Genomic DNA, 13,261 nt, shown 5'->3' with positions numbered 1-13,261 from the left:
AAGCCCTGCTTAAACAGCAGGGCTTTTTCTTTTCTACCTGTGTTGCCGTAACCAACCTGCCCTCGGTATGACGCTGAAATATTTTTGCTTATCTATCTAATCAGCGACAATTTGGCTTGTTTAAGATAAAGTAAACCCTTATAAAAATTCTTCTAAAACACTACGGGAGGTCGAATTGATCCCGGACGTATCAAAGGCTCTATCATGGCTAGAGGCGCATCCGACAATTTTAAAGGGAATTCGTCGCGGTGTTGAACGTGAAACATTGCGTATTACTTCAGATGGTAGTTTAGCCATAACAGAACATCCTAAAACACTCGGTGCAGCGCTTACGCATAAATGGATTACTACTGACTTTGCTGAGTCATTGTTGGAATTCATAACACCAGTTGGTGATGATATAAAATATACGATTTCTTTTCTTGGCGATATTCATCGTCACACGGCGCGTATGCTGGACAAAGAAAAAATGTGGCCATTAAGTATGCCATGCTTTATTGATGCGGAAGAGAACATCACTTTGGCTCAATATGGTGCATCGAATGTTGGTCGCTATAAGACCTTATACCGTGAAGGTCTGAAAAATCGTTATGGCGCGTTGATGCAGACCATATCCGGGGTTCATTATAATTTTTCATTGCCAATTGAGTTTTGGCGTGCTTGGGCTGGTGTTGAAGATGCAGAGAGTGGTAAGGAGCAGATCTCTAATGGTTATTTCCGCTTGATCCGTAACTATTATCGCTTTGGATGGGTGATCCCATATTTGTTTGGTGCTTCTCCGGCAATTTGTTCCTCGTTCTTACGTGGAAGAGAGACTTCTTTTCTTTTTGAACGGACAGAAGATGGAACTTGTTATCTGCCTTATGCGACTTCACTAAGAATGAGTAATTTGGGGTACACCAATAAATCACAGAGCGATCTGAATATTACGTTTAATAACCTACATACTTATATTGAAGGGCTGAAAAAAGCGATTCACAAGCCATCTGACGAGTTTGCTAAGTTGGGCACTAAGCAAGGTGATAAATATATTCAGCTCAATACCAACGTCTTACAAATTGAAAATGAGTTGTATGCGCCAATCCGACCTAAGCGTGTCACTAGAGGGAATGAATCGCCTTCTGATGCTTTGTTGCGTGGGGGAGTGGAATATATCGAAGTTCGTTCATTGGATATTAATCCATTTGCTGCGATTGGTGTCAATGAAACACAAATTCGTTTTCTTGACCTATTCTTAATATGGTGTGTGCTTGCCGAAGCGCCGGAAATGGGCAGTGATGAATTAGATTGTTGCCGTAAGAATTGGAATAGAGTGATCCTTGAAGGGCGTAAACCAGAGCAAATGATTGGCTTTGGTTGTGGAAGTGTGGAAGAACCGCTAGTAAAAGTTGGTAAAAAGTTATTTAGTGACTTGAAACGGGTTGCCGCAATATTGGATAGTTGTTCTGGCACACAGTATCAAAAGGTTTGCGAAGAATTAATTGCTATGTTTGATGATTCATCACTGACTTTATCGGCCCGTGTGCTGGAAAAAGTGAAGAGCCAGGGCATTGGTGGTTTTGGACTGGAACTAGCAGATGAATACCGCCAGCAATTGATCAATGAGAAATATGAGGTTATTAGCGACGAGCAGTTCGCTATAGAACGCAGGGCCTCCGTAGAGCGACAAGACGCATTGGAACGTGAGGATACGATGAGTTTTGATGAGTATCTAAAACAACAAACAGGATACTAGAAAAAATGGCCACAAGTAAAAGTGGCCAAATGGGATTTTCTAGAGAATAGGGATAATAATTATGCGTCTTTCATTCTTTACGACCGGTGGCAGATGAAAAGGTTTCATTTGCTTGAAGAAAAATCTGAATTTTTTGTGGAGATAAAGAAATGCCTTTACTGGATAGTTTTACTGTTGACCATACTCGTATGAATGCGCCAGCCGTAAGAGTTGCTAAGACTATGAAAACGCCTCATGGCGACACCATCACAGTTTTTGACTTACGTTTCTGTATACCCAATAAACAGGTTATGCCTGAAAAGGGTATTCATACACTTGAGCATTTGTTTGCTGGTTTTATGCGCAATCACCTCAATGGTGAGGGTGTTGAAATTATTGATATATCGCCAATGGGATGTCGAACAGGTTTTTATATGAGCTTGATTGGCGCCCCGGCAGAAATACGCGTTGCAGACGCATGGAAAGCGGCTATGGCTGATGTCTTGAAAGTGAAAGATCAGAGCCAGATCCCAGAACTAAATATTTATCAATGTGGTACTTATCACATGCATTCACTGACAGAAGCTCAGGATATTGCACGTCATATTCTTGATTCAGATGTCCTCGTTAATAAGAATGACGAGTTGGCATTGCCAGAAGAAAAACTGACCGAATTGAAAGTGTAGTTCCATAGCAGTGATAATATTTCGGGTTCCTGAGATGAAGTATACCCTATGGATTTCAAGATGCATCGCGGCAGCAAAGGAGCGAATCCCCGGGCGCATAGATAACTATGTGACCGGGGTGAGTGAGTGCAGCCAACAAAGAGGCAACTTGAAAGATGACGGGTATATTAACAGGAACTTGCCGTTGGAGGTTGGTGGTGCGCCTCCAGCGGCGTCAATTTTCCGCCTCGATTTAAATGGCTTGTGCTTTTTGCTCAGGAAATTGGCTAATGGGAGTGACTCGAACTTGTTTAATGACATTATCGTTGACTGAAAGTACTTCAAAATTATATTTGCCGATTTGCACTTGTACATTAAGTGCGGGTATTTCTCCTAATTCTTCAAGCACCATACCATTAACCGTTCGTGGCCCATCAACAGGCAATGCCCAGTTAAAGGCTTTATTTAATTCGCGGATATTGGCTGTCCCGTCAATCAAAATAGTCCCATCGCTTTGTGGTGAAACTTCTTCTGCCAGAGAAGGAGACATTGATGTTGTAAAATCACCGACAATCTCTTCGAGGATATCTTCAACAGTGACCAGACCTTGAATATCACCGTATTCATCAACGATGAGCCCGGCTTTCTCCTTATTACGTTGGAAATTTACTAACTGGATATTAAGTGGTGTGCTGACGGGGACATAATAGATTTTATCTGCTGCTTTTATCAGGTTTCTTTTGGTGAACTCTTTTTTTTCTGTCATCAGTCGGTAAGCTTCACGCACACGAAGCATGCCAATGGCATCATCAAGTGAATCACGGTAAAGCACGATCCGGCCATGAGGTGAATGAGTTAATTGCCGTATGATGGATTTCCAGTCATGATTAATATCAATGCCAATAATTTCATTACGGGGAACCATAATGTCGCCGATTGTGACTTTTTCCAGATCTAAAATTGAAGTCAGCATAGCCTGATTTTGCTGTGATAGCTTGGCATTTGATTCATTCACAATAGTGCGAAGTTCATCTTTACTCATTGCGTGACTAGAGCCAGTAGGTTGTTTGATACCAAGGCAACGCATTAACAATAAAGTAATTTTATTTAGCACCCAGACCAACGGCAGCATGATTTTCTGTAACGGGCGGAGCAAAAAACTACTCGGAAAAGCGACTCTTTCAGGATAGAGGGCGGCTATCGTTTTTGGCATAACTTCAGAAAATATCAGTACGATAAACGTCAGAATACCGGTTGCAATAGCGACTCCGGCATCACCGTAAAGACGCATACCAATGATAGTAGCGAGTGCTGAAGCAAGAATATTAACCAGATTATTGCCGATAAGAATCAGACTGATGAGCTGCTCAGGATGACGAAGTAATGCTTCAACTCTGCGGGCAGAGTGGTTCCCTTGCTTTGCCAGATGACGTAAGCGATAACGATTCATTGTCATCATACCTGTCTCGGAGGCGGAGAAATAAGCTGAGACAATGACCATGATGATTAAAATAATCAGTAATGTGCTTGTTGAGACATGCTCCAAAGCAGAATTCCTTCCAAGTATTGATTGAACATAATAATACTCCTAGTAAATCATGATTTCCTGCAATAATCGATTACCGAAATAGGCGAGTGTCAGGGTAAATGCGCCGATCAGGTTAAACCAGATAACGCGTTTACCGCGCCATCCATCATGGTAGTGACCCCATAATAAAACAATGTAAACAAACCATGCGATAATAGACAAAATTGCTTTATGGATGTTTTCGCTACTGAAAATATTATCCATGTAGAGGATGCCAGTGCAGAGTGTCAACGTTAGCAATATTACGCCAAGCTGAGTGATATGAAACATTTTGCGTTCAATGAACATTAATGGGGGCATATCTGGCGTAAAAGTGAGTTTTTTATTTTTAAGCTGATGATCCAACCACCCAAGCTGTAATGCATATAATGCAGCGATAAGTAAAGTCGCATAACCAAGAAGCGCCAACCCAATATGGATAGATAATTCAAAGCTGGCCTCTAGATGGGTAATGAATTCACCTGGCATAAGACTCGCTAAAACCAAATTTATCATGGAAAAACTGTAAACAATGGGTAGCAGGAACCAAGCACGGCCGTGAGAAGCGACAATTGTCATTATGATACAAGTAAGTAAACTGACGATAGAACCTAGGTTTAGGAGGGTGAGGTTTTGCCCGCTGCTGACGTGGAATATCTGGTGTTTAAGTGCAATAGCATGACAAATTAAAGCGACAATCGCGGAAAGTAATGCCAGCCTGCGGTATCCTTTCGGTTTCCGCAGCAAGCCGGGAATAATCAGTACCAGGCTGAATAAATAAGCGAATGAAGAAATTATAGAAAATACTGGCATAGCATTAGTCGTTTTAGCGATAGTTTTAGGTTGAATTAAAGCTTAAGTATACCGCCAGCAAGGATAGCCTCCAACCGTTGTTAATCATCGGTGTGAATCTCTGTGCAGAGATCCCTTTCCATCGTGTTATAATTTGCGGAATATGCCTTACAGGTAGCCCATTTTTAAAAATTGAGCAGAGACAATGTTTGATAATTTAACCGACAGACTATCGCGCACATTGCGCAATATCAGTGGCCGTGGGCGACTGACCGAAGATAACATTAAAGAGACACTACGCGAAGTTCGCATGGCTTTACTTGAAGCTGACGTCGCATTGCCTGTAGTGCGTGATTTTATTTCATGTGTTAAAGAGAGCGCGGTAGGCCACGAGGTTAATAAAAGCCTGACTCCCGGCCAAGAGTTTGTCAAAATTGTTCAGAATGAACTCGTTAAGGCGATGGGGGAAGTTAACAGTGAACTGAATCTTTCTACTCAGCCGCCTGCTGTCGTATTAATGGCGGGTCTACAAGGTGCAGGTAAAACGACTAGCGTTGCCAAGCTAGGTAGCTTTCTGAAAGGAAAGCAGAAGAAAAAAGTTTTGGTGGTATCTGCTGACGTCTATCGTCCAGCGGCTATCAAACAGCTTGAAACCTTGGCGCAGGCAGTTGGTATTGATTTCTACCCTTCTGATGCTCAGGAAAAACCCGTTGATATCGTGACTCAAGCGGTACAGCACGCCAGATTGAAATTCTATGATGTGCTTTTGGTGGATACTGCGGGTCGTCTACATGTTGACGAAGCAATGATGGATGAAATCAAACAGGTTCATAAAGCCATCAATCCAGTAGAAACCCTATTTGTTGTTGATGCAATGACGGGGCAGGATGCGGCTAATACCGCGAAAGCTTTCAATGAAGCATTGCCACTGACCGGTGTAGTGTTAACGAAAGTCGATGGTGATGCCCGTGGCGGTGCTGCGCTATCTATTCGTCATATTACTGGTAAGCCGATTAAATTCTTGGGTGTTGGTGAAAAAACGGATGCGTTGGAGCCATTCTATCCGGATCGTATTGCCTCTCGAATCCTTGGAATGGGCGATGTTCTCTCCCTGATTGAAGAGATTGAAAGTAAAGTCGATCGCACCCAGGCTGAAAAGCTGGCTTCTAAACTAAAGAAAGGTGACGGCTTCGATTTAAATGATTTTCTAGATCAGTTAAAGCAGATGCGTAACATGGGGGGAATGGCCAGCATGTTAAGCAAAATGCCGGGGATGTCTCAAGTGCCAGATGCAGTGAAATCCCAGATGGATGATAAAATTCTGGTAAAAATGGAAGCTATTATCAATTCTATGACGCGTAAAGAGCGACAAAAACCAGAAATAATCAAAGGTTCTCGTAAACGTCGTATTGCTAATGGTTCTGGCACTCAGGTTCAAGATGTTAACCGTTTGCTTAAACAATTCGACGAAATGCAGCGCATGATGAAAAAGATGAAGAAAGGCGGCTTGGCAAAAATGATGCGTGGTATGAAAGGCATGATGCCACCCGGATTTATGGGCCGTTAATCGATAAAGTCTCGAAGAATATCCACTTTGGATTGCTTTTTGCGCCAAAGTGAGTAAACTTTTCGGGCTTTTTATCTGATAACCGGACTTCGTTCCTCGATGAAGTCTGGTTGTTTTGTTAACTAATGAGGATGTTATGGTAACAATTCGTTTAGCTCGTGGCGGCGCCAAAAAGCGTCCGTTTTACCAAGTAGTCGTGACCGATAGCCGCAGCCCGCGTGATGGTCGCTTTATCGAGCGCGTTGGCTTCTTCAACCCTATTGCAACAGGGAAAGCAGAAGTATTGCGTTTAGATCTGGACCGTATTGAACATTGGATTGGTCTGGGTGCAACTGTGTCTGATCGTGTTTCTACACTGATCAAAGACGCCAAAAAAGCAGCTTAATCTGTCGCGGTGGTAACTATGAGCAAGCAAACCTGTTTTGAACCGCCTGTAAACCCAATTGTATTGGGAAAATTAGGTTCAACTTATGGTATTCGTGGTTGGCTCAGAGTTTTTTCTTCCACCGAACATGCCGAAGACATTTTTGAGTATCAACCGTGGTTTATTCAACGGGCAGGCCGGTGGCAACACATCGAACTAGAAACCTGGAAACACCACAATCAGGATATGATCATCAAAATTAAAGGTATTGATGATCTGGATGCTGCGAATTTACTGACTAATTGCGAAATTATTGTAGATTCAGAACAACTGCCAGAGCTGGATACGGGTGATTACTACTGGAAAGACTTAATAGGCTGCCAGGTAATCAGCACAGCAGGTTATAACTTGGGGACTGTCAATGACATGATGGAAACCGGTTCTAACGACGTAATGGTAATTAAAGCAAACCTGAAAGATGCATTCGGTATCAAGGAACGGCTAATTCCGTTTCTTGATGGGCAGGTTATCAAGAAAGTCGATCTCGCTACTAAAACCATTGAAGTAGATTGGGATCCTGGTTTTTAAACTCCGGTTATAAGCGGTTGAAATGAGTGGGACGCGATAATGTGGATTGGGGTTATTAGCCTGTTTCCTGAAATGTTCCGCGCAATAACCGATTATGGGGTAACTGGCCGGGCAGTGAAAAATGGCCTGTTAAGTATTGAATGCTGGAATCCACGGGATTTTACCTATGACCGGCATCGTACCGTTGACGATCGACCTTATGGCGGTGGTCCAGGCATGTTGATGATGGTTCAGCCTTTACGGGAAGCCATTCATGCAGCAAAAACTGCGGCAGGCGAAGGTGCAAAAGTGATTTATCTTTCACCTCAGGGACGCAAACTCAACCAACAAGGGGTTTGTGAGCTGGCAACAAATGAAAAACTGATTTTGATTTGTGGCCGCTATGAAGGGATAGATGAGCGGGTGATCCAAACCGAGATTGACGAAGAATGGTCTATCGGTGATTACGTACTCAGCGGTGGTGAAATCCCTGCAATGACGATGATTGACTCAGTTTCTCGGTTCATTCCGGGCGTTCTGGGGCATCAGGCATCAGCGGAGGAGGACTCTTTTGCTGATGGATTGCTGGATTGTCCGCACTATACTCGCCCGGAGGTATTAGATGGTATGGAAGTTCCACCAGTGTTGCTGTCTGGAAATCATGCTGAAATTAATCGCTGGCGGATGAAACAATCGCTTGGCCGGACCTGGCTTAGAAGACCTGAACTTCTGGAAAACCTAGCTCTGACTGACGAGCAAAGGATATTGCTAACAGAGTTCCAACGGGAACATCTAACTGAAGCAACTAATTAATCCAGACATATCCCCGAAGGGAATGTCTCTGATATATCAGTTTACCTAGGGTAAGAGAATTATTATGAGCAACATTATTAAACAACTTGAACAAGAGCAGATGAAGCAAGACGTACCTTCATTCCGTCCGGGTGACACCGTGGAAGTTAAGGTATGGGTCGTAGAAGGTGCTAAGAAACGTCTGCAGGCATTCGAGGGCGTGGTTATCGCTATCCGTAACCGCGGTCTGCACTCTGCATTCACTGTTCGCAAAGTTTCTAACGGCGAAGGTGTTGAGCGTGTATTCCAGACTCACTCCCCAGTCGTAGACAGCATTAGCGTTAAACGTCGTGGTGCTGTTCGTAGAGCTAAATTGTACTATCTGCGTGAGCGTTCTGGTAAAGCTGCTCGTATTAAAGAGCGTCTGAACAGTAAATAATACGCTTTCGTTACATCCGAAAGTTATCGTTAAAGAGGTCAGCAATTGCTGGCCTCTTTTTTTTATTCTCAACTTAAAACCGCGTCTTGTGGGCGTGGTCATCAATTTGGTTTTGGCTCTGCCTTATTGTAATGAAGAAACAGGCTGAATATGGGCGGGTTTTTAGAAGCTCTTTGATTACGTCCCTCCGAGGTGAAATCAATGCCCCTTTGATGTTAAGGAGGATTTTTACTCATCGATAAATTATTCGACAATATATTATTATCAGATCGTAATAATCTTAAAGACAATTATTTTGAGAGTTTTAGAATAATTTTAAACATGATTAACTAACTATAAGGATTTGCTTTGAAAACTTTTCAAATACATAACAAAACGATGGCTTACCGGGATGAAGGTGAAGGTTTCCCGTTATTACTCGGGCATAGCTATTTGTTTGATTCTACTATGTGGGAGCCTCAGATCGAGGCCTTAAGTAAAAAATACCGGGTGATTGCTCCTGATCTCTGGGGGCATGGAAACTCGGGAGAGCTACCGGAACAACATAGCACTTTGTCTGATTTAGCTCGGGATTACCTGGCGTTGATGGATCAACTTGGTATTAAAGAATTCGCTATCATTGGTTTATCTGCTGGTGGTATGTGGGGAATTGAGTTGGTGGCTATGGCGCCGGACAGAGTTAAGGCACTGGTTTTGATGGATACCTTTGTCGGATTAGAACCTGAAGTGACTCATACAAAATACTTTGCCATGTTGGATGCGATAGAGCAGGTTGGTGTAATTCCTCAATCTATTTTGCAACAGCAGATAGTGCCAGCCTTCTTTAGCCAGCAACCTGCTCAGTATTTGGTTGATGAATTAACTCAGCGTCTGGCAGCCATTCCTGCGGAAATATTGCGTAATAGTATTGTTCCGTTAGGTAGAATAATATTTGGGCGTGAAGATAGAATTCATTTGTTGGAAAAACTGGATATTCCCTCGCTTGTTATGACTGGCGAACAAGATACGCCTCGCCCGCCTCTGGAGGGTTATTTGATGGCTGAAATATTGCACTGTGATCATATTATCATCCAGGATGCAGGGCATATTTCCACATTGGAGCAACCCTATAAAGTTAATCAGGAATTAATTGCTTTTTTACAGCAAGCTTTGTAACAGATATTTTAATAAAGAGGCCGGATTTTCCGGCCTCAGACTGCTGATATTAGTGTATTGAATTTAAAAGAGTGATCTGGTGGCACAGATTCTTTTCATAACAAGTGCTAAGTAATACGCATCCAATTATTCTATAGCGGACTGTAGTCATATTATTATTTCTCTTACTACCTATCCCAATAGGGCTATTTTATTTGCCGTTCTTTGCCATAAAGAGCGAACCTGGGCAGTGCTCAGATAAAAGCGTTAGCTTTTGAACGCACTTTAGTGCGGCCCGAAGGGCGAGCGAAGCGAGTCATCCTCACGTACTACGTGTACGCTCCGGTTTTTCCGCGCTGTCCGTGTTCACTGTTCATTGATAAGAACGGCCTGCAACAATTACGCCTATTGGGATAGGATCTTAATAAATTAATGAAAAAGCGAGTTGGGCATAGCTTAATATTTTATGGGTGCTATTTGGTAATTTTATATGAAATATAAACTGTGATTATTGATATTATCTGTTTTTAATAATAAAAATAAAGTAAATATATTTTTAACCTAATGATTTTAAATGGAAAAATAAAAGATTAACAATCATAAAATATTGACTCAAATATTGCACTCTTGTGTTTTGATATTAATCTTATTTTAAGATAATTATTTCTATATGAAATAATTCAGTTCTAGAATAGATTTATCACTGAATTGACGCCTTTTTTATTTTATGTAAACAATAGTTTACAATGTTTTGAGTTTGTTTACACTTTTGGATTGTATTCTTTACGACGCGTGATATGTTATTAGTCAAATGCATAAAAACAAATAAGTACAGAATGATAATTTGAGGAGAAAATCGACATGTTCATGCAAAGAGATGCACTTAATAACGTTCACATCAGTGGTGAGCAAATCCTTATCACTCCAAAAGAATTAAAGCAACAATACCCACTGAGTGATGATGATCTGCATGTTATTGCAAATGCACGTAAAACAATTGCGGATATTATTCAGCGCCGTGATCCCCGTTTGCTGGTAGTATGTGGTCCTTGCTCTATTCATGACGTGGATGCGGCTCTGGATTATGCTCACCGTTTGGCCGCTCTTTCTGCTGAATTGAGTGATAGCTTGTACATTGTCATGCGTGTCTATTTTGAAAAGCCTCGTACAACAGTGGGTTGGAAAGGTCTTATTAATGATCCATACATGGATGGTTCATTTGATGTGGAAGCTGGCCTGCATATTGCTCGCCGTTTACTACTTAGTTTAGTTAAAATGGGATTGCCTCTTGCAACAGAAGCTTTAGATCCGAATAGTCCACAATATTTGGGGGATTTATTCAGTTGGTCTGCAATTGGAGCGAGAACCACAGAATCCCAGACACACCGGGAAATGGCTTCAGGTTTATCTATGCCTGTTGGTTTCAAAAATGGGACTGATGGTAGCTTGAACACTGCAATTAATGCGATGTGTGCAGCCGCTATGCCACACCGTTTTGTGGGAATAAATCAGTCGGGGCAGGTGTGTTTATTACAAACGCAAGGAAACCCCAATGGGCATATTATCTTGCGTGGTGGTAAGACCCCTAATTACAGCGCCCAACATGTAATGGAATGTGAACAGCAAATGATGCAGTCTGGATTATTACCGTCCTTGATGATTGATTGTAGTCATGGTAACTCTAATAAGGATTTTCGTCGCCAAAGTTTGGTTGTGGATTCTGTTGTGGAGCAGATCATTTCAGGTAATCAATCTATTACTGGCATTATGTTGGAGAGCCATATTAATGAGGGTAATCAATCTTCTGAGCAACCGCGTAGTGAAATGAAATATGGTGTATCAGTGACTGACGCATGTATTAGTTGGCAGACGACAGAAGCAATTCTAAGAAAATTACATCAGCAAATTAGCATGCAATTGTCGCAAAGAATGGCAGTATTGAAAAAAGCGGGATAATAAATATGGCGGCTAAATTATCTCAATTGCGGGATAAGATTGATGAAGTGGATAAAGCTTTGCTGGGCTTGCTGGCAAAGCGTCTGGAATTGGTTGCAGAGATTGGTGAGGTAAAAAGTCAGAATGGGTTGTCAATTTATGCGCCTGACAGAGAAATGGCGATGCTTGCTTCACGTCGGCAGGAGGCTGAAGAGTTTGGTGTTCCACCGGATTTAATTGAAGATATTCTGCGCCGTATTATGCGGGAGTCCTACACCAGTGAAAATAACAAAGGGTTTAAAACACTTTGCCCTCAATTGGGGCCGATAGTCATTGTTGGTGGCTTGGGCAAAATGGGGAAACTATTTGGCCGTTTGTTAACTTTGTCTGGTTATGAAGTCAGAAATCTGGAACCGCAAGATTGGCCTAACGCGGAACAAATTCTGGCGGGAGTGGGTATGGTGATTATCAGTGTACCGATTCATTTGACAGAAGAAGTTATTCGCCGTTTACCGCCATTACCTGACCATTGCATTTTGGTGGACTTGGCGTCCGTAAAACAGCAGCCATTACAAGCTATGCTTGATGTGCATAAAGGTCCAGTGTTGGGATTACATCCTATGTTTGGGCCGGATGTTGGTAGTTTGGTAAAACAAGTTGTTGTTTACTGTGACGGACGTCAAGAGGAAGCTTATCAATGGTTTTTAGAACAGTTGTTGATTTGGGGGGCTTGCTTGCATCAGATGAGTCCTGAACAGCATGATAAAAACATGAGCTTTATTCAGGCGTTGCGCCATTTCACGACATTTGCTTATGGGCAACATCTCGCACAGGAAAGTGCGGATTTACAACAACTGTTATCAATATCTTCACCTATTTACCGTTTGGAACTGATCATGGTCGGGCGCTTATTTGCACAAGATCCTCAGCTCTACGCGGATATTATTATGTCATCACCAGAGAATATTGATCTTATACGCCGTTATCATCAAAGTTTTGGGCAAGCGCTAGAGATATTGGAAAACCAAGACAAACGGGCTTTTGTCAGCAGTTTTGAAGATGTTAGTGCATGGTTTGGTGATTATGCACCTCATTTTATGAGAGAGAGCAGGGTATTGCTTCAACAAGCGAATGATAGTCGCCAATAACTATACCTTATGGATTTCAAGATGGATCGCGACGGCAAGGGAGCGAATCCCCGGGAGCATAGGTAACTATGTGACCGGGGTGAGCGAGTGCAGCCAACAAAGAGGCAACTTGAAAGATAACAGGTATAAAAAGAACCGGATATGACAATACCCGATTCAATTTGCTGACAAGTTTAATTGTATTAATGAGGGTGAAAGGCTTTGCAGATTAATCACATTAAAGACATAAAATAGAGGAATAGTTTAACTTAAACCGTAGAAAACAATGCTATTGGACGGATTAAAATCGTGTAAAGCAAGTTTAAACTGGCGTATTTAAGGTATTCAGCTTTACATAGTAAATGTGCGATATAATAACGTGAGAGTAACTGAGTTATTATTTGGTTAAATTATTTATTTGCAGGTTTTGTTACGCGGATTTTTTATCATCGGATTATTTAACTGGTTTAGGAAAAGGTTATTCTCCGGTTGAAAACGTTATTAAAGACGGTTTCTTTTTGGAGGTGTATTTTCTGGTAAACGGATAAACCTATTCATATTTTTATTTATCTTTTTTTCCGGTGTGCGTAAGCGTTAA

Annotated in this window: 12 protein-coding genes; 10 read left to right on the top strand and 2 right to left on the bottom strand. The window is 41.9% G+C overall.

From position 1 onward, the window contains the following. The first annotated feature begins 175 nt into the window (after positions 1 to 175). Together gshA and luxS are read left to right on the top strand one after the other, a co-directional pair. A complete protein-coding gene (gene gshA, locus LG003_RS21570; protein ID WP_262981608.1) occupies positions 176 to 1,735 on the top strand; it encodes a glutamate--cysteine ligase in 1,560 nt (519 codons plus the stop codon). 149 nt (positions 1,736 to 1,884) lie between these two features. After that, entirely contained in the window at positions 1,885 to 2,400 is a 516-nt protein-coding gene (gene luxS / locus LG003_RS21565; protein ID WP_036814109.1) for an S-ribosylhomocysteine lyase, read from the top strand. A gap of 232 nt (positions 2,401 to 2,632) precedes the next feature. On the opposite strand, the gene LG003_RS21560 is transcribed toward luxS, so the two are convergent. Continuing rightward, positions 2,633 to 3,925 (bottom strand): HlyC/CorC family transporter, encoded by a 1,293-nt coding sequence (locus tag LG003_RS21560; RefSeq protein WP_146747470.1) that lies wholly within the window; start codon positions 3,923 to 3,925, stop codon positions 2,633 to 2,635. A 42-nt stretch (positions 3,926 to 3,967) separates the two neighbouring features. Then, positions 3,968 to 4,759, bottom strand: coding sequence for a cytochrome C assembly family protein (locus tag LG003_RS21555; protein ID WP_112878360.1), 792 nt, complete (start codon positions 4,757 to 4,759; stop codon positions 3,968 to 3,970). 184 nt (positions 4,760 to 4,943) lie between these two features. Between LG003_RS21555 and ffh the strand changes: the two genes are divergently transcribed. The 8 genes from ffh to tyrA all read left to right on the top strand — a co-directional run bounded on the left by ffh (position 4,944) and on the right by tyrA (position 12,684). Next, positions 4,944 to 6,305 carry a signal recognition particle protein gene (gene ffh, locus LG003_RS21550; protein WP_112878361.1) on the top strand — a complete coding sequence of 454 codons (1,362 nt, stop codon included), beginning with the start codon at positions 4,944 to 4,946 and terminating at the stop codon, positions 6,303 to 6,305. 136 nt (positions 6,306 to 6,441) lie between these two features. Then, entirely contained in the window at positions 6,442 to 6,690 is a 249-nt protein-coding gene (rpsP, locus tag LG003_RS21545) for a 30S ribosomal protein S16 (RefSeq protein ID WP_015835325.1), read from the top strand. A gap of 18 nt (positions 6,691 to 6,708) precedes the next feature. Then, entirely contained in the window at positions 6,709 to 7,257 is a 549-nt protein-coding gene (rimM, locus tag LG003_RS21540; RefSeq protein WP_112878362.1) for a ribosome maturation factor RimM, read from the top strand. 39 nt (positions 7,258 to 7,296) lie between these two features. After that, a complete protein-coding gene (gene trmD / locus LG003_RS21535; RefSeq protein ID WP_011145583.1) occupies positions 7,297 to 8,049 on the top strand; it encodes a tRNA (guanosine(37)-N1)-methyltransferase TrmD in 753 nt (250 codons plus the stop codon). A 64-nt stretch (positions 8,050 to 8,113) separates the two neighbouring features. Further along, positions 8,114 to 8,467, top strand: coding sequence for a 50S ribosomal protein L19 (rplS, locus tag LG003_RS21530; RefSeq protein ID WP_112878363.1), 354 nt, complete (start codon positions 8,114 to 8,116; stop codon positions 8,465 to 8,467). A 348-nt stretch (positions 8,468 to 8,815) separates the two neighbouring features. Beyond that, complete coding sequence (locus tag LG003_RS21525; protein WP_262981607.1) at positions 8,816 to 9,622, top strand: alpha/beta fold hydrolase; 807 nt, start codon at positions 8,816 to 8,818, stop codon at positions 9,620 to 9,622. Between the two features lie 840 nt (positions 9,623 to 10,462). After that, positions 10,463 to 11,557 (top strand): 3-deoxy-7-phosphoheptulonate synthase, encoded by a 1,095-nt coding sequence (locus LG003_RS21520; protein WP_275658144.1) that lies wholly within the window; start codon positions 10,463 to 10,465, stop codon positions 11,555 to 11,557. A gap of 5 nt (positions 11,558 to 11,562) precedes the next feature. Further along, entirely contained in the window at positions 11,563 to 12,684 is a 1,122-nt protein-coding gene (gene tyrA, locus LG003_RS21515) for a bifunctional chorismate mutase/prephenate dehydrogenase (RefSeq protein WP_112878365.1), read from the top strand. Positions 12,685 to 13,261: the final 577 nt, after the last annotated feature.

Source organism: Photorhabdus kleinii (assembly GCF_025384885.1).
Taxonomy (GTDB): domain Bacteria; phylum Pseudomonadota; class Gammaproteobacteria; order Enterobacterales; family Enterobacteriaceae; genus Photorhabdus; species Photorhabdus kayaii.
This window is presented reverse-complemented; position numbering and strand designations above follow the sequence as displayed.